Annotated in this window: 22 protein-coding genes and 1 tRNA gene; 12 read left to right on the forward strand and 11 right to left on the reverse strand. The window is 62.5% G+C overall.

The features are described from left to right. Nucleotides 1–42: 42 nt before the first annotated feature. The gene (locus ACBG85_RS01685) at nucleotides 43–597 is read right to left on the reverse strand and encodes a DUF4352 domain-containing protein (RefSeq protein ID WP_372025948.1); all 555 of its coding nucleotides are present in this window, start codon (nucleotides 595–597) and stop codon (nucleotides 43–45) included. A 357-nt stretch (nucleotides 598–954) separates the two neighbouring features. Between ACBG85_RS01685 and ACBG85_RS01690 the strand changes: the two genes are divergently transcribed. Then, on the forward strand, nucleotides 955–2133 hold the full coding sequence (locus ACBG85_RS01690; RefSeq protein WP_003943855.1) for a cation:proton antiporter: 1179 nt from the start codon (nucleotides 955–957) through the stop codon (nucleotides 2131–2133). Nucleotide 2134: 1 nt separating this feature from the next. Here the strand turns inward: ACBG85_RS01690 and ACBG85_RS01695 are convergent, their stop codons facing one another. The 5 genes from ACBG85_RS01695 to ACBG85_RS01715 all read right to left on the reverse strand — a co-directional run bounded on the left by ACBG85_RS01695 (nucleotide 2135) and on the right by ACBG85_RS01715 (nucleotide 6576). Further along, complete coding sequence (locus tag ACBG85_RS01695; protein WP_372025951.1) at nucleotides 2135–3379, reverse strand: alpha/beta hydrolase family protein; 1245 nt, start codon at nucleotides 3377–3379, stop codon at nucleotides 2135–2137. Between the two features lie 79 nt (nucleotides 3380–3458). Next, entirely contained in the window at nucleotides 3459–4148 is a 690-nt protein-coding gene (locus ACBG85_RS01700) for a DUF998 domain-containing protein (RefSeq protein ID WP_007731663.1), read from the reverse strand. Nucleotides 4149–4158: 10 nt separating this feature from the next. Further along, nucleotides 4159–4563 (reverse strand): very short patch repair endonuclease, encoded by a 405-nt coding sequence (locus tag ACBG85_RS01705; protein WP_030535751.1) that lies wholly within the window; start codon nucleotides 4561–4563, stop codon nucleotides 4159–4161. A gap of 10 nt (nucleotides 4564–4573) precedes the next feature. After that, the gene (locus ACBG85_RS01710) at nucleotides 4574–5434 is read right to left on the reverse strand and encodes a hypothetical protein (RefSeq protein WP_116057427.1); all 861 of its coding nucleotides are present in this window, start codon (nucleotides 5432–5434) and stop codon (nucleotides 4574–4576) included. Then, nucleotides 5431–6576 carry a DNA cytosine methyltransferase gene (locus tag ACBG85_RS01715; protein WP_030535749.1) on the reverse strand — a complete coding sequence of 382 codons (1146 nt, stop codon included), beginning with the start codon at nucleotides 6574–6576 and terminating at the stop codon, nucleotides 5431–5433. Before ACBG85_RS01715 ends, ACBG85_RS01710 begins: the two co-directional genes overlap by 4 nt. A gap of 238 nt (nucleotides 6577–6814) precedes the next feature. On the opposite strand from ACBG85_RS01715, the gene ACBG85_RS01720 reads away from it, so the two are divergent. Beyond that, the gene (locus tag ACBG85_RS01720) at nucleotides 6815–7402 is read left to right on the forward strand and encodes a putative glycolipid-binding domain-containing protein (RefSeq protein WP_073512852.1); all 588 of its coding nucleotides are present in this window, start codon (nucleotides 6815–6817) and stop codon (nucleotides 7400–7402) included. Nucleotides 7403–7428: 26 nt separating this feature from the next. Here the strand turns inward: ACBG85_RS01720 and ACBG85_RS01725 are convergent, their stop codons facing one another. Beyond that, nucleotides 7429–8403 (reverse strand): prephenate dehydrogenase, encoded by a 975-nt coding sequence (locus ACBG85_RS01725; RefSeq protein ID WP_054827397.1) that lies wholly within the window; start codon nucleotides 8401–8403, stop codon nucleotides 7429–7431. Between the two features lie 48 nt (nucleotides 8404–8451). Here ACBG85_RS01725 and ACBG85_RS01730 point away from each other — a divergent pair, with 48 nt between their 5' ends. The 4 genes from ACBG85_RS01730 (at nucleotide 8452) to ACBG85_RS01745 (ending at nucleotide 9930) form a co-directional block, all read left to right on the forward strand. After that, nucleotides 8452–8991 carry a tRNA adenosine deaminase-associated protein gene (locus ACBG85_RS01730; protein WP_003943823.1) on the forward strand — a complete coding sequence of 180 codons (540 nt, stop codon included), beginning with the start codon at nucleotides 8452–8454 and terminating at the stop codon, nucleotides 8989–8991. Further along, a complete protein-coding gene (locus tag ACBG85_RS01735; protein WP_003943976.1) occupies nucleotides 8992–9453 on the forward strand; it encodes a nucleoside deaminase in 462 nt (153 codons plus the stop codon). It abuts the gene before it with no gap. A 138-nt stretch (nucleotides 9454–9591) separates the two neighbouring features. Next, nucleotides 9592–9783 (forward strand): CsbD family protein, encoded by a 192-nt coding sequence (locus tag ACBG85_RS01740; protein ID WP_003943869.1) that lies wholly within the window; start codon nucleotides 9592–9594, stop codon nucleotides 9781–9783. Between the two features lie 56 nt (nucleotides 9784–9839). After that, a tRNA-Ser gene (locus ACBG85_RS01745) sits at nucleotides 9840–9930 on the forward strand. A gap of 52 nt (nucleotides 9931–9982) precedes the next feature. Here ACBG85_RS01745 and ACBG85_RS01750 read toward each other — a convergent pair. Together ACBG85_RS01750 and ACBG85_RS01755 are read right to left on the reverse strand one after the other, a co-directional pair. Continuing rightward, nucleotides 9983–11470, reverse strand: a complete 1488-nt coding sequence (locus ACBG85_RS01750) for a DUF1254 domain-containing protein (protein WP_231915696.1) — start codon at nucleotides 11468–11470, stop codon at nucleotides 9983–9985. Nucleotides 11471–11568: 98 nt separating this feature from the next. After that, nucleotides 11569–11742: a hypothetical protein gene (locus tag ACBG85_RS01755; protein ID WP_003943953.1), complete on the reverse strand. Its 174-nt coding sequence runs from the start codon at nucleotides 11740–11742 to the stop codon at nucleotides 11569–11571. Between the two features lie 245 nt (nucleotides 11743–11987). Here ACBG85_RS01755 and ACBG85_RS01760 point away from each other — a divergent pair, with 245 nt between their 5' ends. The 3 genes from ACBG85_RS01760 (at nucleotide 11988) to ACBG85_RS01770 (ending at nucleotide 13484) form a co-directional block, all read left to right on the forward strand. Then, nucleotides 11988–12671 carry a YceI family protein gene (locus ACBG85_RS01760; protein ID WP_003943876.1) on the forward strand — a complete coding sequence of 228 codons (684 nt, stop codon included), beginning with the start codon at nucleotides 11988–11990 and terminating at the stop codon, nucleotides 12669–12671. Nucleotides 12672–12794: 123 nt separating this feature from the next. Continuing rightward, nucleotides 12795–13145, forward strand: a complete 351-nt coding sequence (locus ACBG85_RS01765) for a YidH family protein (RefSeq protein ID WP_003943804.1) — start codon at nucleotides 12795–12797, stop codon at nucleotides 13143–13145. Further along, nucleotides 13146–13484, forward strand: a complete 339-nt coding sequence (locus tag ACBG85_RS01770) for a DUF202 domain-containing protein (protein ID WP_003943794.1) — start codon at nucleotides 13146–13148, stop codon at nucleotides 13482–13484. On the opposite strand, the gene ACBG85_RS01775 is transcribed toward ACBG85_RS01770, so the two are convergent. Next, nucleotides 13450–14391, reverse strand: a complete 942-nt coding sequence (locus ACBG85_RS01775; protein ID WP_003943902.1) for a sterol desaturase family protein — start codon at nucleotides 14389–14391, stop codon at nucleotides 13450–13452. The two genes, ACBG85_RS01770 and ACBG85_RS01775, sit on opposite strands and share 35 nt — an antisense overlap. Before the next feature lie 128 nt (nucleotides 14392–14519). Between ACBG85_RS01775 and ACBG85_RS01780 the strand changes: the two genes are divergently transcribed. Continuing rightward, nucleotides 14520–14975, forward strand: a complete 456-nt coding sequence (locus tag ACBG85_RS01780; protein ID WP_003943908.1) for an Rrf2 family transcriptional regulator — start codon at nucleotides 14520–14522, stop codon at nucleotides 14973–14975. Nucleotides 14976–14987: 12 nt separating this feature from the next. On the opposite strand, the gene ACBG85_RS01785 is transcribed toward ACBG85_RS01780, so the two are convergent. Beyond that, nucleotides 14988–16097 carry a GGDEF domain-containing protein gene (locus tag ACBG85_RS01785; RefSeq protein WP_054826421.1) on the reverse strand — a complete coding sequence of 370 codons (1110 nt, stop codon included), beginning with the start codon at nucleotides 16095–16097 and terminating at the stop codon, nucleotides 14988–14990. Nucleotides 16098–16347: 250 nt separating this feature from the next. Here ACBG85_RS01785 and ACBG85_RS01790 point away from each other — a divergent pair, with 250 nt between their 5' ends. Together ACBG85_RS01790 and ACBG85_RS01795 are read left to right on the forward strand one after the other, a co-directional pair. Beyond that, on the forward strand, nucleotides 16348–16977 hold the full coding sequence (locus ACBG85_RS01790) for a TetR/AcrR family transcriptional regulator (RefSeq protein WP_007731646.1): 630 nt from the start codon (nucleotides 16348–16350) through the stop codon (nucleotides 16975–16977). A 71-nt stretch (nucleotides 16978–17048) separates the two neighbouring features. Then, nucleotides 17049–19403: an MMPL family transporter gene (locus tag ACBG85_RS01795; RefSeq protein WP_372025959.1), complete on the forward strand. Its 2355-nt coding sequence runs from the start codon at nucleotides 17049–17051 to the stop codon at nucleotides 19401–19403. Nucleotides 19404–19422: the final 19 nt, after the last annotated feature.

The raw sequence follows: 19422 nt of genomic DNA on the forward strand, positions 1-19422 counted from the left end.
GATCGTCAACTGGTGGAGACCGTCGTTCTTACTGTTCCGGGTTTACTGAAGCGAAATTGTGGCGCCACCGGAGAACATCGAGTCGTGTACCTCGATCTCCTTGGGGGTGGCACTGGTCGGGATGTCGAAGACAATGGTGGTCTTCCGTGTGATGCCGGGGTTTATGTCGCCGCCGATCGCGGTTTCGGCGTCGATATTGATCGCTGCCATCGTGTTGTTGGTGAATTCGCGACCTTCGGTGTCGATCAAGGTCTGATTGGATCCGAAGTAAGCCTGGGGCTTGTCGGAAGTGTTCGTGATCTCGACGTGAACGAGTACGAACTGACCCTCAGCTTGCTCTTGCAAGTAGGGATTGTCGCCGATCGTCGTGAGGCCGGTCTCGATACCCGTCACGACGAAACCGAACTTTCCGTCTCGCACTTCCTCGCCGATTCCGGGATTCGAAGACTTCGTTTCCTTGGGAGCTTCGGCCGGGGCAACTGCGGCCACGGAGGCACCGTTGGCCGCGGCTTGCGTGGTTGTGGGGGCCGCGGCGGATTCTTCCTTGTCTTTGTCCCCGCCGCCAGTGGCGAGCGCGACAATCACGAAGAACGCCACGATGCCTCCGATGACCCATGGCCACTTCTTCTTTTTCGCCGGTGAAGGCGGCGGTTGCTGAAATCCACCGGCCGGCTGAGCGTACTGGCCCGGGAACGGCGCGCCAGACTGATCTGGATAAGGCTGTCCATAAGGTTGCTGAGCCGGTGGTTGCTGTCCGTAGGGCTGCTGGGGTTGCTGCCCGTACGGCTGCTGAGGCGGCTGGCCATATGGCTGGTTAGGGTCCTGCGGGGGTTGTGTCATGGCCGTTCCTTCACGTGGGATTGCTCACGCATTACTAGGTGAGCATTCGATACTTCTACCAGACTGACCGGTCGCAATGTGTGCAGAGTGGTCGGTTTTGTCCGACAATGATCCGTGCCTTCAATTGCCTCCTCGCTGTTCTGGATTGCGCTGATCGCGGCCATCGCGCCGATAGTCGCGGGCTTGATCCCGCGTCGACTGGTTCCCGAAGTGGTGTTGCTACTGGTCGCGGGCGCAGTGGTCGGGCCGTTCGCCCTCAACATCGCAGCTGACAGCGAAGCGATCGGAATCCTCCGCGAACTCGGCCTCGGCATGCTGTTCCTGCTCGCCGGCTACGAGATCGACCGACAGGAACTCAGTGGGCGCGGCGGACGTCGAGCGCTCTACACGTGGCTGTTCTGCCTCGCGCTGGCGTTCACGGTGGTCGCGCTGCTTGGCATGAGGAACGTGATCTCCGCCGAAGCCGCTGTTGCCATCGCGATGACGTCGACCGCTCTGGGCACGCTGCTGCCGATCCTCAAGGACAACAAACTCCTCGACACACGCTTGGGTAAGACCGTCCTCAACCACGGGGCCGTCGGCGAGCTCGGGCCGGTCGTCGCGATGGCGGTGCTGCTGAGTGCCCGTGGTGCCGTACTGTCGCTGATCGTTCTTGCCGTCTTCGCCTTGATCGCTGTCATCGTTGCGGTGCTGCCCGGCAAGCTGATTCACGAAGGCTCGTGGACACATCGCCTGGTGCGGGCAGGGGCGGACACGACGGCGCAGACGACGGTCCGCCTCACCGTTCTGTTGTTGGTCAGCCTCGGAGTGCTGTCGGCCGTGTTCTCACTCGACGTCATTCTCGGTGCATTTGCGGCCGGCTTCATCCTGCGGCGACTGATGCCAGAGGGCGACGAGCGCCTCGAGATCAAGCTCGACGGGATCGCCTTCGGGTTCCTCATCCCGATTTTCTTCATCACTTCAGGCATGGCGATCGACGTCTCGGCGGTCGCCGCCAGTCCCGGCATACTGATTGCGTTTTTGATCCTGATCGTTGTAGTCCGCGGCGTGCCGGTGTTCTTCGTGACCAAGTTCGAGAAGGTCGAACCACCCTTCACCACGCGCGAAAGTGCGCAAGTCGCGTTGTACGGGGCTACCGGCCTGCCCATGATCGTGGCGGTCACGGGCGCGGCCGTCGACGCGCATCAGATGTCCTCGGACAACGCGTCGATTCTTGTCGCGGCCGGGGCGATCACCGTTCTATTGCTGCCGATGCTCGCCACTCTCTTGACGAAAAAGGAGAAAGTGTCCTGATTCAGAGATCCAACTGCTCGTCGAGCCAGTCGAACATCCGCTGATCAGTCAGACGCCTCGCCATGGGCTGGCAGTGGAAGTTCGCGCCCTCGGCAGCGGTGAAGGGAACCACCGTCGTCGGTCCGCCGGCGAGGGCGGCAAGCCGCTTGGATTGACCGGGCCAGAATTGCTCGCCTTCCGGATCGGTGATGAGCAGGGGAGTGGAGATCGAGCCGGCGACGTGTTCGAGGTGGTACTTCCGAACCTCGGCGAGAGTGTTGTAGTAGCCGTCGGCGAGGTACGGACGCGCTCGGAAACGCCAGATTCGGGCGCTGTCCTTGGAGAATTTCATTCCCAGCCCTATCGCCATGTCGCGGTCGAAGGCCTCCGACTTTCCCTCGTCGAGTAGCTTCTGCATGTTCTTGGGGATGTGGGCGAGCCACGACGCGGCCACGTCCACGACCCCCGGATCGGCGATCGCTGCCGCGATCCGATGCTCGAACGCCAACGACTGGGGCACCCAGTACCCGCCCTGACTGATCCCGTACATCGCCAGCTTCGACGCATCGACGTCCGGCCGGTCCACGAGATAGTCGACGACGGGCGTGATGACGGCTTCCCAGTCGTGACGGAACGGGATGTTGCGCTCGAAGAGCATCGACTGCTGACCGGGACCGTCGAACATCAACACGTTGTAGCCCCGCTCGAGCGCCCCGGCACCGCCGCTGCCCCACAGCCCGCTGATCGGGCCGTCGCTACCGTTCACCATGATCAAAGTCGGCCGTCGCACGTCGCCGGGCGGCCGGAAGAAGTACCCGGGAAGGTAGGTGTCCTCGTAAGGGATCCGGACGCGTTCGACGGGCTGGGCGGTGGTGTCGACGAAGCGGTCCCACGCCTGTCGGTGACGTTTGAAAGTGGGGACCAGAACCGAATCGTCGCTGAGACCGTCGACGGCGTTGATCGCCACACCGAAGTACGACGCCGCCCGCAGGTACGCGTTGGACGCGCTTCGCGAATGCCCGGCCTCGGCTGCCTCTACGGCCTGCCCGAATACCCGTGTACCGAGGTCGAGCCAGGCCTCGTACCAGCCTTCGAGGTCCTTCTCGCCGACGTGAGCGATGGCCGAGAGCACTTCGCCGGTGTCTGCCGCGCCGAAGGTGGCTTGCCCGAGAACGACTCGTAGCTCGAAGTCGAAGGATTCGTTGCGATAGAAACCAGCAGTGAACGCCTGGTGCGGATGGGCGAAGAACGACGACGCGAGAGACATGGGCACACCTTCGCTAGTTCGGGGCAGCCATTTTCAGTTGTAGTTCCAGGATCGCCCGAATCGCTTGCCGGAAAACCTGTCAGCGCGGCGACGCCGGGAGCCCGGTGGATGGCGGCCTCGACATCGCAAATGCCAGGGTGCACAACCACAACGACATTCCCAGCACCTGCGCACGTTGAGCGATACCCAGTCCGAGATTACCGCCGCCGGAGACTTCGATGCTGTTGGTCGTCAACATCCACACCGTCGCAAGGGAAGTCAGGATCAGAATGGTCAGACCCGTCGTCCGCAAAGAAGGGTGCTCGCGATACCTGAACGCTCCCACGGTGAATGCGATCATCGCGGTGAAGATCGCGAAGACCGCCACGCTGCTCGTCAACGCGTGAACATGGTGGAGCTGCGGAAGTAGACCGTCGGGTGCGCTCGACGGGCAACCCTCGCCCGAGCATTCGAGGGGGAACGACGCGTCGGCGATGGTCGCGATGCCGAACACTGCCAGCGCAATCCAGCCCGTGACGTAGAGCCTTCGCCGGGGCGTGATCAGCAGGCCCAGCGCTCCGGAGATCAACATCAAGATTGCGGACAGGACATCGGCGTTACCGAAGACATCGCGGTATTTCTGGTTCTCGGCATCGAGTTCGCTGAGGAACGATGTCACCGGGTCGAGGCCGGTGTCCAGGAAGAATTCGAGAATCCACGACGAGTAGACGATTCCGCCCAGAGCCAGCGCAGCCACCAAACCCCACCGCGCAACGTTGCGTTCCTTCACGAAATCGAGCTTACGGACCGAGCAGGGCTTTCTGGACGCGTTCGGCCGCTACCAGCGGATCTTCGTGCTCCCAGATGCGGATGACGGTCCAACCCTGCTCTGCCAGACGTGCATCGGTGTCGCGGTCTCGAACCACGTTGGCGGCCAACTTGTCCGTCCACCACTGCGCGTTGTTCTTGGGAAACGTCGCATGCTGCGGGCAGCTGTGCCAGAAGCATCCGTCCACGAACACCGCGACTTTGCGGCGTGGAAATACCAGATCGGCCCGTCGGCGAACACCTTTGATCGGCGCTCGGTCCACGAAGTACCGGAGTCCGCGCCGATGAAGCTCGCGTCGAAGTGCGATTTCGGGTTTGGTGTCGCGCCGACGCTGAGCGCTCATCCGAGCGCTGGTGGCAGGATCCGTCGCAGGCACCGTGGTTCTCTCAGCCGTCGGAATCGTCGCTGTCTTCGGGATCGGACCAGGTAGGCGCAAACCTGTTGCGACGCTCCACTTCACCGTGCACGACGGTCACGAAGTCGGTGAACGAGAGAGTCTGGCTCTCGGTGGGGCGGCCGTTGCGCGGCGGTGGTTCGTCGACGTCGAAGAACCGGACTGCACCATCGGGTTCGTAGAGTCCGATGTAGACCTTCTCGAAGAGGTCGTAGCGCGTGTCTTCGGCGCCGAGATCCACCCAGGCCTTTCCCGGAACGCCGACCACCGCGCGCTTGCCCCGACCCGAGCGCTTCGAGAGCGTCGTGACGTGGTGTGCAAAAGAGGATTTGCCGGTGTCGCTGGTCTTGGTCGGGTCGCCGTCGTCGCACGTGGCGTACGGCTCGAACATGACGGCGACCAACACGCTGTACGGCTGACGCTGATGCAGAACCATTGCCTCGCCACGCAATTCGTGGTCGTTGCGGACGATGTTCTTGGTCCACCGTCCCAGCTTGCCGCTGCGGGGACTGTAGTCCTGGAAGTTGTACGTCTTGATGGAGACGCAGAGGATCAGGCCGAGAGTGGGGTCGAGTGCCTTGACGTCCAAGCGCTTTCGGCCCTTGGCGACATCGACTGTTGCCTCCTGGCCTTCACCGGACGCCGTCGGGGTGATGTTGGGATACAGCGGACGCAGAGCGTCGGCCACCGTCTGTGCCAGTTGATTGGACAGTCGCTGGGCGTAGTTCTTCTTCTCGCCGCGATCGGCGTCGGCCGGGGGCTTGTCGCCCGCGAGTTGCAGTGCACTCCACAGTGGTTCGTGTTCCGGTTCGGAAAACAGCGTTTCAGGTTCGGGGAACAGCGAGTCCGTCATGCTGCGGCCTCGGGGTATCCGCCCATCCGCTCGAGATGGCTTTCGACGTCCTCGATGAAACCGGGGATGAACCGAAGATTACCCATGCGTGCGCGCTTGAGGAAGCCGGCGGTGGCCCGAGCCGACAGCAACCGCGTGTCTTCGAGGAAGCCGCTCAGATCCTCGTAGTCGTACTGGACCGGCCAGGTCGAGGTATGGACGCGGAAGGCCTGGCGGTTACGGCCCCAGGCCGCACTCGGCCAGGCGTCGCCCGGTTCGAGTGGCGTCTCGCCCGCGGCGTCGTATTCGATGGGATCGCTCAACCGGCCACCGACCCACGACGCCATCCGCACGCTCACGGCATTGCCGACGAGCTTCCAGCGATGGCTGTGGCGTAGGCCGGGAACCTCGACGGACGGCAGCGTCCAGTCGGGATCGAAACCCTGCAGTCGCTCGGCATCGACTAGACCGGGAGTGACGATCTCACCTGACGGCAACCGGACTGCCGGCTGACTGGGGATGCCGACGGACGAGCCGCCCTTGAGCGTCGGCACGGCATTGACGGCCCATCCGAGACCGCGAGTGCCTTCGGTCCAGTAGAAGCCGCAGGGGTAGTCCGCGGGATCGCCACCCAGGCGCTCGCCGGCGTCCTGGCCGAACAGGATTTCGCGGGGATCATCTGTGCGCGAGGCAAGCATGATGACTCGCTGGCGACGCTGGGGGAGTCCGAAGGCGCGGGCGTCGACCACCCGGTACGCCCAGGTGTATCCGAGGTCTTCGAGGGCGTCGGTGATGTGCCGCATGGCGGCGCCCTTGCCGAGCTGGAGCATGAACGGAACGTTCTCGATCAACAGCCAGCGCGGGCCCTTCTTGCGCTTGACCAGACGGAACACCTCGTCCACCAGGCCTGAGCGTGCGCCGGTGATGCCTGCCGTTTTGCCGGCCTGAGAGAGGTCCTGGCAGGGGAAACCGGCGGCCACCAATTCGATGTCACTGGGCAGCGCGCGAAGTTTGGTGACGTCACCGTGCAACGGCACGTCGGCGAAACGCGAACGGAGAACCGCCTGCGCGCCCGGATCGATTTCACACAGCAGTTCGGTGTTCCACCCATGTTCCGAGAGCCCCAACTCGAGACCACCGATACCGGCAAACAAACCCACCATGCTCCGCGACGACGTCACAGCACCCTTCCTCACGAACCGACCTAGAAGCACGGTACTCGAGAACTCCGACACCGTTTGCCAACTATTCGGTCCGCGGCGTGCTCCTTACGGAAGAACCGTTGTGAAACGCCTTACATCGAGATCTTCGGGGCCGATCGAAGTCCCTAAAAGGTCCCTGATCGAAGCAATAACCCGAACCAGCGGTGCTCCGTGCCCGTTCGTCCATTACCGTGGTCGGGTGAGCATCCAACCTTCCGGTGACGCGTCCTGGCCCGCGGTATTGACCTGGCAGGCCCACAACGCTCCTCGTATGGAGTCTGTTCGTGTGCAGCTGAACGGAAATCGCATCAAGGCTTCCGGCCGGATCATCGGTGGAGCCTGCAGTGAGCACCCGGCATTCAGCGCGTCGTACGACCTGGTCACCGACGAGGCTGGCATCACCCGCCGGTTGTCCGTGCGGACCGCCCTGGCCGCCGGTGAGCGTCAGATGTCGATCAGCCGGGACGAAGAAGGCACCTGGATGGTCGAGAACGGCGCCAGTCACCAGCGCTCTGCGTTCGATGGCGCACTCGATGTCGACGTGATCCTCAGCCCGTTCTTCAACACGCTGCCCATCCGCCGCGTCGGCTTGCAGAACGACATCGAGGACGCCGAGGTCCCGGTCGTCTACGTCAATCTCCTCGACCTGCGCGTCGAGGGTGCGACCATCACCTACAGCTCCGGCGCCGACGGAATCAGTGTGCTGTCCCCGGTGTCCAGCTCGACGCTGTCCGTCGACACCGAAGGTTTTGTCCTCGACTACCCGGGTCTGGCAACTCGTATCTAGGTTTCGTATCTCCAGGTTGCGTAGTTCTAGGTTGCGGATCGCCGGATGACGCCGCCGCGTCGACCGGCGTCTCGCATCCGGTTGATCCAGTCGGGTTCTCCGGCCTGAACGTCTTCGATGTCCCACCGCTCGTGCGACTCGTAGGCGCCGCGCGCCGCGAACCCTGCGTCCACCAATCGTGCCGTCGAGCCGTTGTCGAGCAGATCGGTACGTGCGCCCTGCAAAAGGTCGAGCGCCTCGTCCAGCGCGACCAGCAGGGCGTCGCGGTTGCCCTCGCACATCGCCCGCACCAGGCCAGGAGCGCTCCCGGCCACGCGAGTGCCGTCGCGAAATGATCCGGCAGCCAGCCCGAGAGCCAGTTCGCCTCCGGCAGCTCCGGTGATCGCAAGCGTTTCCGCGAGCAGGTGAGGCAGATGCGAGATTCGCGCGACTGCTCGATCGTGTTCCAGAGATTCGGCCGGCACGACGACCGAGCCGCAGTCGAGTGCAAGGTCGGCGACCTGCGACCACACGTCTGCGTCGACGCCCTCGTCGGTGGCAACGACCCACACCGCGTCGACGAACAGATCGGCATCCCCGACCGCCCAACCCGAAGCTGACGTCCCCGCCATCGGATGACCGCCCACGAACTTGGCGCTCAAGCCCGCTCGTTCGACCGCGGCCTTCACTTCACCCTTGACGCTGACGACGTCCGTGATCGGATTGTCGGGCGCATGCGCGGCGATTGCCTCCAAGGTGGCGTCGACGGCAGGCATCGGCACGGCGACCACGATGATCGCGCCGCTTTCGTTTGCTCTCTGCAGCACTGAAACCAGATCGGTGTCGGCGTCGAAACCGTCGGCTCGGGCCGCGTCGGCGGACTCGCTGGAACGGTTGTAACCCCACGCCCGGCGGCCGGATCGGACGGCGGCGCGAAGTAGCGAACCGCCGATCAATCCGAGGCCGAGAACGCAGACTGGTGGGGCGGAATCGATCGCAGACACGAGTTCAGGTTGGCACATCGATGCTCGGACTTCACTCACTGGCACCAGGCGGGCTACCGTTGCGCCATGGGTGCACAGCGCGCGGGTAACAAGAGCGCCTCTTCGAACCAGTCGGAGGAGCTTGAAGGCTTCGGTGTCGCGGTGGTCCGTGAAGAGGGGCGTTGGACGGTCAAGGCACTGACGCCCGACGCGTTGACCTCGCTCTCGGCCGCCGAAACGCAGCTGCGTGAGCTGCGAAGTTCGGGTGCCGTCTTCGGTCTTCTCGACGTCGACGACGAGTTCTTCATCGTGTTGCGTCCGGCGCCGTCGGGCACGCAGTTGCTGATTTCCGACGCGACCGCCGCCATCGACTACGACATCGCAGCCGACGTCCTCGACGCCTTGCACATCGAGATTCCCGACATCGACCCGGACGACCTCGACGATGTCGAACCCTGGGAAGAGGGCGATCTGTCCGTGCTGGCCGATCTGGGCCTGCCGGAACCCGTGCTCGCCGTCATCGCGGCCGAGACCGATCTCTATCCGGACGAGCAGTTGGGGATGATCGCGCAGCGACTCGGGTTCGCATCCGAGTTCGGCGCAGCGCTCGACAAGCTCCCGCGCTAGATGACTCTCGCTGACGACCAGCGCATGATCCGTGCGGCCATCGTGGCCGCACGTTCCGCCTCCGACGCAGACGTCCCGGTCGGGGCAGTGGTGTTCGACGCAGACGGCGTCGAAGTTGCTCGGGCCTCCAATGCCAGGGAAGCGTCGTCCGATCCGACCGCGCACGCCGAAATCCTCGCGTTGCGTGCTGCCGCAAAAACCTACGGTGACGGCTGGCGCCTGGAAGGTGCGACGCTTGCCGTGACCCTCGAGCCATGCACGATGTGTGCGGGCGCTCTGGTCCTCGCCCGGGTTTCTCGGGTCGTTTTCGGGGCGTGGGAGCCGAAAACCGGAGCCGTCGGATCATTATGGGACGTAGTTCGAGATAAAAGATTGACCTATCGGCCGCAGGTGCGCGGCGGGGTCCTCGAGGACGAATGCGCTGGGCTTTTGGAAGATTTCTTCCGCGAGCAGCGGGCCTGAATTCGGTATTCCCCATCGAGAGTGGTCGCACACTCGGGTAGCCGGATCCATCAATCGAGGGCATGGTGGAGGCAGATGCCGTCAGGGCATCGGCGGATCGTCGGAAGGCGATTCGTTCGCGTTCACAGAGGAGTACTCATGGGAATCGCAGACAAGGCTCAGAACAAGGCCGAAGACCTCGGGGGCAAGGCCAAGGAAGCTGCTGGCAGCGCTACCGGTGACCGGGACCTCGAAAACGAAGGCAAGGGCGACCAGGTGAAATCGGCCGTCAAGGATGCAGGCGAGAAGGTCAAGGACGCCGCGTCCAGCATCAAGGACAAGCTCACGTAATACCGCTCCACCTGGCGATTTCAGCCACGGGCACTCCATCCGGTAAAGTCACCAACGGTGGCGTGTCCGAGCGGCCTAAGGAGCACGCCTCGAAAGCGTGTGACGGGTAACCCCCGTCCGAGGGTTCAAATCCCTCCGCCACCGCCAAAGCTCCCCACCTGTTCACGCAGGTGGGGAGCTTTTTTGTGCTTGGTGGCGCCTATAGTCCCGTTGCTCGGACGACGTCAGGGAATCGGTAGGTTTCATCGAGGACTGATTTGTCGGGGACATAGCTGCGAATGATCAGTCGAAATTCGTCGTGCGGAGCGGGTAGCCAGTTGGCACGAGCATCCGGATCGGTCGGCTCGTCGTGAGACAGGTGCAAGGTGAGCTTCCCGTCACGAAAGACGAGATCGCCCGCGTCGAGATTGACGGTGCCGAGGTTGACGCGGTTACCCGGTGCGTCGGCGAGCATAAATGCGTCCTTGTCGTACATGGTCAGAGACCAGAAGCCGCCGCGACTGCGGTCGACGGGTGGGAGTGCGTCTTCTGTGAAGGTCATGGTGTACCGCTCGCGGCCGTGGAGTAACGCTCCGTCGTGGTCGGTACCCCGGATGAGGTAGACAGCCTCGTGAAAGTCGTTGACGTAAATGTAGATGACGGCCGCGAGCGCCCGTCCGAACCAGTCGGTGCCCCACAGGCCACTGTTGCGTTGCCGTTGCCATCCGTTGCCTGCGTCGACCCCGGTTTGGACGTAGCTCGCCGATTGATGGAGGGCGACGTCGGCGCGGAGCGCGGCGCGGTCGAGCAGCGCTCGGTACGACTTGTCCGAACGATACAGTGCGACAAGCGTCTTGGCTTGATCAGCCATCGGGGTGTCTGCTGCGCCCATGGTCGGGTTGAAATCGAGCATTGCTGCAAGATCGGTCCAGAAAGATTCCGGCTTCACCCATTGAGGTCGACTGGCGTCGGGATCGACCGCCAACATTTCGGCGGTGACGCCCTGAGGGTAGATCGAGTTCGCGGCGTGGGCCTCGTAGCCGAAGGACCGCGGGCCGGGTCGATCCTCGCTGAAGGGGTACATGCCGATCTGGTCGAGTACCGACCGCGCCTGCTGCTTGGACGCCTCGGAACGTGCTGCGAAACTGCGAGGGAAGACACCAGCCACGTTCGTCGGTGATCGAAGCACATCGAGGAAGTCTTCCGGCAACTCGCCATCCCAATCAGGTCCGACCAGAAGGAACTTTCCGCCGGGAGTGCCTGTCGCCGAACCAAGTTGGTGAGTCACATTGGTCAGCACGTCGACGATCTGGATAGTCCAGTAATGGCCGTCGGGTACCTCGGTCGGGGTCTGTATCACTGCGGTTTCGTCGGTGAGATCGGCGAATCCTGCGCCGTAGATCGTGTCGTTGTTGGGTGAGACGACCCACCGCTGCGCCGGGCTCATGTAGTCGGTGAGGGCACCTGTGTAATTCTTGGCGGCGCCTGGCAGAAGACCGAGTTGGAGTCCGGTCTTGCCATCCATGATCTCCCACATGTTTGTACGGCCGAAGGTGTCCACAGCTGGATAGCCCCAGTAATAGACGATCCGGGCGAGGGCTTCCACGTAACTCTCAGCGGCGAGCGTTGCTGGAACTCCGGCCGATCTCGCCAGTTGAGCGTGTGCCGGCGTGAAACCTTGTGCGATTGAGTCGGTCGGGGAGTCCATGAAGTCATGGTGCCGGTGACCGTCCGCTGCATCATCACCCTTGCGGGGTGAACCGGTGAGGAAATCGAAAACCGGTTCTGTGTGCGCAATTCGAACGTTCAGGAGCGGCGGGCGATCCACTCTGCAGCGGCGGCATCGATGTCCTGCTTCAGCTTCTCGAAGAACGAAGGTGGCGGGGTGGGGATCAAATCTGCTGCGGTAGTGAGGGATCGACTGAGGGCGATCCGACGCTCGCGTAACTCGTCGTCGGTCAGGAGCGTCAGGTCCGCCATCGCGAGCTCCCTCGATCGGTGTGATTCGTGTTTCGGGCAGACCGTGCGCATCGGGATCGATGCATGATTCGATGCGCACGGCCCAGGCATTCCAGGCTGGGGGCCGGAATGCACAGTCGACTTTACCAAATGATTACTAATGGCTGTAGATGTGGCTCGCCTTCGGTGGTCGTGGAGCACTTTCACAGGGTTCTCCCAGGTCGTAAGTCCTGACAACTGTTGAAGCTGCAACTATCGTCGAGCCCATGAAAAAGATCTGGTGGATCGGCGGAGCAGTAGTTGTGGTCGTACTCGCCCTGCTCGTGGGGCCGTGGGCGTACGGGAAGTTCATCGCTGAAGACGATGCACCGGCGGCCGTGGTGTCCACTGAGGGCGCGGAGGCGGCGTCCGGGTCGATCGACGGGCAATGGACCGTCGTCGCCGGGCAGGGGGACAACCAGACGGCAGCTGGGTACACCGTGCATGAGATTCTCAACGGATCGAGTGTGACCGTCGTCGGAACCACTGGCGAGGTGAGCGGAAACGCGGTTGTCGAGGGTGAAAAGCTCACTTCCGGCGAAGTAACGGTGCAGGTGGCAAGCATCAAGACCGACTCGGATCGGCGCGACGGCCAGTTCACGGGCAATGTGATGGATACCAGCACGTATCCGACGGCGACGTTCACGATCGACTCGCCGGTGGACTTGTCTGCTGTACCGACGGACGGAACAACGGCGACGGTCACGGTGTCAGGAACGCTGACGCTCAAGGGTCAGTCCAAGCCGGTGTCGGTCGACATGACCGTGCTGCATTCGGGTGATTCGCTGATCGCATCGGGCTCGATTCCGGTCACCTGGACCGATTTCGGAGTCGAGCCTCCGTCCCTCGGTTTCGTCACCGTCGACGGCAGCGGTTCGGTGGACTTCCTGGTCTCACTCGCCGCGAGCTGAATTACGTCCACCCGATTCGCACTGCTTCGGGGCGGGCAGGGAAGATTAAGGACATGACCTTCCTTTCTTCTTGTCCGTTCCGAAGGCAGTGTGCGATCTCTGCCCGGACGGAATGAACAGGTGATGCCCCGGTGGAGACCGTTCCGAACGGGCGAAGACCCCGATCCACGGTTCACGCTCGCCAATGAGCGGACATATCTGGCTTGGATCCGCACTGCAACGGCCTTCGTCGCGTCGGGCGTCGGACTCGAAGCGTTCGGCGGCGACATTCTCAATCCGACGGTTCGATCCGGCTTGGCCGCGTTGTTGCTCGTCGGCGGTGCTCTGATCGCCATCACTTCCTTTGTCCACTGGATCAGCGCCGAGCGTGCACTGCGAACTGAGCGCTCGTTGCCGGTGCCGCTCATGGCGCCGGTCGTCGGCATCGTGCTGGTGATCTGCGCGACCGTCCTGGTGGTCGAGGTCGTGAACTGATTGACCGCGCTGGAACCGTCGGAAGGTGTCAAGCCTCCGGACAAGGGCTTGCAGTCCGAGCGCACATCGCTCTCGTTCGTGCGTACGAGTCTGTCGATCCTCGGCTTGTCTGCCGCCTGTCTGAGATGGTTGCCGCCGTTCGGGTCGGTGGCCCTGATCGGCCCGTCCGTCGCTGCCGTGCTCGTCGTCGCGGTGACGGTCTACGAACGTCGGTCGCGGCCCAGGCGGTTGGCCCAGTTTTCGGCCGAAAAGGCAACGCCCGCTTTGGGTATGGGAGCAACTCTCGCGGTCGCTCTGCTCCTGCTCAGTGCGACGGGGCTGTGGATTCTGCTGAAGTGACCTCGGCTTTCGGCGCCCAGCCGGGCGGGCCGAACACGTAGCCGGCTCGCTGCCGCCACGATGTCGACGCCTTCCAATCACGAGCAATGGCAGCATATTCGCGCGTTTGGAGCTTCCAGATGTTGTACGTTCCGACCGGCGTCGTGAGTCCGTAGGTGGGCCGGTGGGTTTCGGCTGCGAAGGTTCCGAACATCCGGTCCCAGATGATGAGGATTCCGGCGTAGTTGCGGTCGAGGTACTCGGCGTCGGAGCCGTGGTGTACGCGATGGTGTGACGGCGTGTTGAAGATGAATTCGATGGGCCGCCAGAGTTTTCCGACACGTTCGGTGTGGACGAAGAACTGGTAGACGAGGCTGACGGAGAAGCCGACGAACACCATCCACGGCGGGATCCCGAGGAACGGCAACGGCAGCCACATGATGATCTCACCGCTGTTGTTCCACTTCTGCCGCAGTGCGGTGCTGAAATTGAAGTACTCGCTCGAATGGTGAGCCTGGTGTGTGGCCCAGATGACTCGAACTCGGTGTGCGATGCGGTGATACGCGTAATAGAGGACGTCGATTCCGAGCAGCAGGATCACCCAGGTGTACCAGGCAGTCGGCGAGAGGTGCCACGGAGCGAGATACACCCAGATTGCGGAATAGCCGATCAGCGCCAGCACTTTCCAGAAGGTGCTCGTTGCGATCGACACGAGTCCGAGTAGAACGCTGGTTCTGGCGTCGACGCTTCGGTAGCCGCCCTGTGCCGGCCGTGCGCGTCCGTCGGCGTCGTCGGGATGATCTTCGAGCGCACGGGCCGCGAACCATTCGATTGCGAGGAAGATGACAAACGCGGGGATTGCGAGCGTAACGGGATCATGGAGCGGTTCGAGCAGTGACTTCCATGATTCGAGAAGGGTTTCCCACACGCGATTTGTCCTGTTCTCTAGCTCTGATCGTTACATCATGCATTAAAATGTAACGTCAGGGAACCCTTTGCGGCGAAGAACTCGCAGGTTTGTTGCGACTATTCATAGAACGATGGTAGGAATTGCCGGTGCATATCACCGCGAAGGTGGACTACGCCGTGCGGACTCTGGTCGAGCTCGCGGCAGTTGGTCCTGACCCGGCCAAGGCCGAGTTTCTCGCCAAATCCCAGGTAATACCCCACAAGTTCCTGGAAGCGGTGCTCTCGGACCTGCGGCGCGGCGGCTTGGTCAACAGCCGTCGAGGCCCGGACGGGGGATACTGGCTCGCTCGGTCCGCGGACGAGATCACGATTGCCGACGTCATACGAGCTGTCGAAGGACCGCTGGCTTCGATTCGGGGTCAGCGACCGGAAGACGTCGACTACGGGGGACCGGCAACGCCCCTCAAGGAGGTGTGGATTGCAGTGCGAGTCAACCTCCGTGCTGTGCTCGAAAATGTCACACTCACCGATGTTGCAGGTGGAGAGTTGCCCGAGTTCATTCACGAACTGACGGCAGATCCCGAGGCGTGGAATCGGCGCTGATACAGCCCGGTTTCAGTGTGCCCGTCGACGCGGAACTGCCATAGGAGCAGTGTTCGCGGTGTTGCCTCCCGCGGATTTTGCGTCGTACATCAGATGATCGGCCGCAACGATTGCTCGGGAGAACTCGTTGTAGTCGAACTCTTCCTGATGTGGGATGAAAGGTAGCGTCGCTGCGCCGACGCTGACCGTGGCCAGGGGGTCGTCGGAGGCGTTCACCACGGCTTTGGGGAGCGTCGCGATTCGTTTGCGAAGTCCGTACGGAGTACCGATCATCACAACGGTGAACTCCTCGCCGCCGGTGCGCGCGGCGTAACCGAAACCGTTCACATGCGCCTGCAGGCGCGTTCCGGTCCGGATGATGACGGCGTCACCGACTTCGTGGCCGAACGTGTCGTTCACCGCCTTGAACTTGTCGATGTCGACGACGGCAACAGCAATGTCGGCACGATTTGCCGACGCGACCGACCAGATGCGCTCCGACATGTCCCACAGTCCTCGTCGGTTCAACAGGCCGGTAAGCGCATCCACTTTGGATCCCGTTGCGCGCGCGAGTAATTGCCGCCAGGTGAACTGAATCGTGGCCGGAATGAAGATCACGGCACACAGGACGACGTCCGTGCGTGCGATCACGCTGGTTGTCGAGTAGTCGCCGTTCGTCAGGCCGAGCACCGTCAGGGCGATGACAAATGTCGTGGCAAAGGCGAGATGGAAGGCCAACCAGCGGTAATCGAGAAAATAGGTGAAGTAGGCGCCGGTGGCGACAAAGAGTGCCGCGCCGAAGAGGGCGGCGTTATGGCTGGTGAAGGTGATGAGAATCGAGGCAGTTCCGAGATCTGCCCACAGTCCGTAGAGCTTGAGCATGCGTGAACCTCTGATTCGGCCGACAAACCAGAGAATCGTAGGGATCAGGTTGACGGCCGCAATGCCGACGAGCCAACTGCGCGCAAACGGTCCGTCCGGGCCCTCTCCGCTGAGGAGAAACAGGAACGCCACGATCGAGAAATTGAGTGAGCAGAACCCGATGGTGAGACGGACGAGACGTAGTACGGAGCCTCGTCCGGACTTCGATCCCCACAGCATCACCGTGGACGAAACCGGCCAGGTGTGCAGGAGCGGGTCCATCAGATTCCTTCGCCGAGCAAATTACGGTTAATTCACCGCAAAGTATGTCAGGCCATGTTGATTCACGCGTCAACTTGGCAGGCGGCGTCAGGCTGCGGAGTTGCTCGCAACTCTCTCCGTCGCGCTGTTCAGGCATTTGCCGTGCGTGAGTGTGAGGTACGCCTCGAGTTTCCGTGCCGTGTGTTCGATCGCACAATATTGCAGACCTCTGCAAAGTTGCAGAGGTCTGCAAGTTCGGTACCGTGTTGGGGTGATCATCGAACAAGGCCTTCGTGACCGCAAGAAGGCAGCAACCCGTGCCGCACTCAGCGGCGCGGCAGCACGGCTCGCTCGTGCGCTGGGGATCGAATGCGTCACCGCTGACGCAATCGCCTCCGAGGCCGGAGTGTCGACGAGGACGTTCCACAACTACTTCTCCAGCAAGGAGGAGGCAGTGCTCGCCAGTTTCGAGGAATCGGTGAACCTGTGGATCGAGGCGCTTGCGTCACGGCCCGCGGACGAACCAATTCTCGACGTCCTCGAAGAACTTGTGGTCGAAATCGTGAACGACTCAGGTCCGAGTGGGAGTGAGAAGGCAAGTATCTGGCTGCTGTCGGATTCGAGTCCCGCGCTCTACCGGGATGCCGCAGACATGCATCAGCGGATCAACCGTGCAGTCGTTCAGGCATTGGCGGAACGCACCGGTACCGACGCCGAGAAGGACCTGTACCCGACGCTCCTCCTGGGAGCGGTGGGCGGAGCCGCTAAATCGGTGATCGACGTCTGGACTGGCGGAAAGTCGGAGGCTTCCAGTCCGGAAGAGTTGGTTCACGACGCTTTTCGGCAGATTCGTGCCGGGTTGCCCGCGCCGCCGCCTGCCCCTGAGATGTCGCGTCCCTGAGATGTCTCGTCTCTGAGCCCCACACGTAATACCTGTCCACGTACACGCACCGAAACAGCAAGGAGCCCGTCGTGGCCACCTATCTTTATCGGATCGGCAAGTTCGCCTACCGGCGAAAAGGCGCGGTCCTCAGCGTTTGGCTGATAATCCTGGTCCTGATGGGCGTCGGGGCAGCGACTCTGTCCGGCCCCACCAAGGACTCGTTCTCCATTCCGGGAACCCCGGCGCAGCAGGCGCAAGACCTGATGGCGGAGCGTTTTCCCGACGCGCCCAATCCTATGGATTCGCTGAGCGCGCGATACGTAGTGCAAGCTCCGGCAGGCACGACGCTGGCCGATCCGGCGAACGTCAAGGCCATGGACGACATGCTCGCGAGTATTCGTGGCATCGACAAGGTCGCCGACTCTGCCAAGGTGGACCCGGCGACTGCCACTCCGGAACAGGCCGCGAAGGCGTTGGTCAATCCGGTTACCGGCAACGACTCCATGGTTGCGATGTTCAAGGAAAAGGCTGCTGCGGCTGGAACTTCCGAGACACAGGCCGTGGACGACGCGCGTGCGTTGTCGCCGCTCAGTGCCGACGGCACAGTCGGGTACGTCGAGGTTCCGTTCAGCGGTGACTTCGCCGATCTCGATCAGGCCTTGCGTGATTCGATCAACTCCGCAGCCGATGTCGGTCGGGCCGAGGGACTCAACGTCCAGGTCAGTGGTTCTGCTGCTCAGGAAGCGGAGATGCCCGGTGGTGTCACCGAGCTGATCGGTATCGCCGTTGCCGCAGTCGTTCTGGCCATCACGTTCGGTTCGCTTGTGGCCGCGGGGCTTCCGCTCCTCACCGCGATCATCGGTATCGCTATCGGCAGCCTCGGAATCACGGTTGCCACCGGATTCATGGATCTCAGTTCGATGACTCCGACGCTGGCGATCATGATCGGTCTGGCTGTGGCGATCGACTACTCGCTGTTCATCATGTCCAGGTTCAGGCATGAGCTCACCCTTACCGACAACCGTGCCGAAGCAGCAGGTCGCGCCGTCGGAACCGCCGGTTCCGCAGTGGTATTCGCTGGTTTGACGGTCATCATCGCGCTGGTTGCATTGCGCGTCGTCGGCATCCCGTTCCTCTCCGATATGGGTGCGGCAGCGGCCTTTACCGTGCTGATCGCGGTTCTGATCGCCTTGACCTTGCTGCCTGCGATCCTGGGTATGTTCGGACGCAAGGCTTTTGCCGGCAAGATTCCCTTCCTCAGCAAGCGCGCTGAGGAGTCCGAAGACGAAGATTCGGGCAAGCCGAAGTTGGCTCTGCGCTTCATCAGTGCCGTCGTCCGTCGTCCGCTGGTGCCGCTGCTCGGTGGAGTAGTGCTTCTGGGCGCATTGGCTCTGCCCGCAACGGGATTGAGCCTGGCACTGCCGTCGGAGGCCACCGGTGACCCGGCGACCAGTGCGCGTCAGGCATACGACCTGATCGACGAGGGCTTCGGTGACGGTCGCAACGGACCGCTCATCGCCGTTGTCGACGCCAAGGATGCCAGCGTTCCCGCCGGGGAGGCCTTTGCGGAGGTCGTCTCGACCATCTCGGGCTTCGATGACGTCCAGAACGCACAGGTCGTCGGGGTCAACGAGGCCGGCGACACCGCGCAGGTACTGATCACTCCGAAGAGTGGTCCGACCGACCCCGCCACGATGGATCTGGTGTCCAGCCTTCGTGGAGCCGAAGGCGGACTCAACGATTCGATCGGCGTCAGCTACGGCATCACCGGTCAGACCGCACTCGAAGGCGACGTCTCGGACACGCTGAAGGATGCATTGGTGCCCTACCTGGCCGTCGTCGTCGGCCTTGCATTCATCTTGTTGCTCTTGGTGTTCCGTTCGATCCTGGTTCCGCTGACGGCGACGCTCGGCTTCCTGCTCAGCGTGCTCGCGACATTCGGTGCGACGGTGGCGATCTTCCAGCACGGTTGGTTGGGCATCATCTCGAACCCGCAACCACTCGTGAGTTTCATGCCGATCTTCCTGATCGGTGTGGTGTTCGGACTCGCGATGGACTACCAGGTGTTCCTCGTGACGCGTATGCGTGAGGAGTACGTCCACGGCGCGAGCGCGAAGGAGGCCGTGACCATCGGCTTCAACCATGGCGCCCGGGTCGTCAGTGCGGCCGCGGTCATCATGATCTCCGTGTTCGGTGCCTTCATCGCGGAACCGAACTCGTTCATCAAGTCGATCGGCTTCGCGCTTGCCGCGGCGGTGTTCTTCGACGCCTTCATCGTGCGCATGGTGATCATCCCGTCCGTCATGGCACTGCTCGGCGACAAGGCGTGGTGGTTGCCGAAGTGGCTGGACAAGATTCTGCCGAACGTCGACATCGAGGGTGAGAAGCTCAGCAAGGCCCTCCGTGAAGAAAAGGAAGCGGAGCTTCAGTCCGCATCTGCTTGATCTCTGCTGTGCGCCTTTA

It is taken from the genome of Rhodococcus sp. NyZ502 (genome assembly GCF_041464245.1).
Taxonomy (GTDB): Bacteria; Actinomycetota; Actinomycetes; order Mycobacteriales; family Mycobacteriaceae; genus Rhodococcus_F; species Rhodococcus_F qingshengii.

Bases quoted from the DNA above. Each gene is read 5' to 3' on its own strand.
- ACBG85_RS01695 (WP_372025951.1), bottom strand. From the start codon at position 3,379: ATGTCTCTCGCGTCGTCGTTCTTCGCCCATCCGCACCAGGCGTTCACT.
- ACBG85_RS01710 (WP_116057427.1), bottom strand. From the start codon at position 5,434: ATGACGGACTCGCTGTTCCCCGAACCTGAAACGCTGTTTTCCGAACCG.
- ACBG85_RS01715 (WP_030535749.1), bottom strand. From the start codon at position 6,576: ATGGTGGGTTTGTTTGCCGGTATCGGTGGTCTCGAGTTGGGGCTCTCG.
- ACBG85_RS01725 (WP_054827397.1), bottom strand. From the start codon at position 8,403: ATGTGCCAACCTGAACTCGTGTCTGCGATCGATTCCGCCCCACCAGTC.
- ACBG85_RS01730 (WP_003943823.1), top strand. From the start codon at position 8,452: ATGGGTGCACAGCGCGCGGGTAACAAGAGCGCCTCTTCGAACCAGTCG.
- ACBG85_RS01735 (WP_003943976.1), top strand. From the start codon at position 8,992: ATGACTCTCGCTGACGACCAGCGCATGATCCGTGCGGCCATCGTGGCC.
- ACBG85_RS01740 (WP_003943869.1), top strand. From the start codon at position 9,592: ATGGGAATCGCAGACAAGGCTCAGAACAAGGCCGAAGACCTCGGGGGC.
- ACBG85_RS01750 (WP_231915696.1), bottom strand. From the start codon at position 11,470: ATGGACTCCCCGACCGACTCAATCGCACAAGGTTTCACGCCGGCACAC.
- ACBG85_RS01755 (WP_003943953.1), bottom strand. From the start codon at position 11,742: ATGGCGGACCTGACGCTCCTGACCGACGACGAGTTACGCGAGCGTCGG.
- ACBG85_RS01760 (WP_003943876.1), top strand. From the start codon at position 11,988: ATGAAAAAGATCTGGTGGATCGGCGGAGCAGTAGTTGTGGTCGTACTC.
- ACBG85_RS01765 (WP_003943804.1), top strand. From the start codon at position 12,795: ATGCCCCGGTGGAGACCGTTCCGAACGGGCGAAGACCCCGATCCACGG.
- ACBG85_RS01785 (WP_054826421.1), bottom strand. From the start codon at position 16,097: ATGGACCCGCTCCTGCACACCTGGCCGGTTTCGTCCACGGTGATGCTG.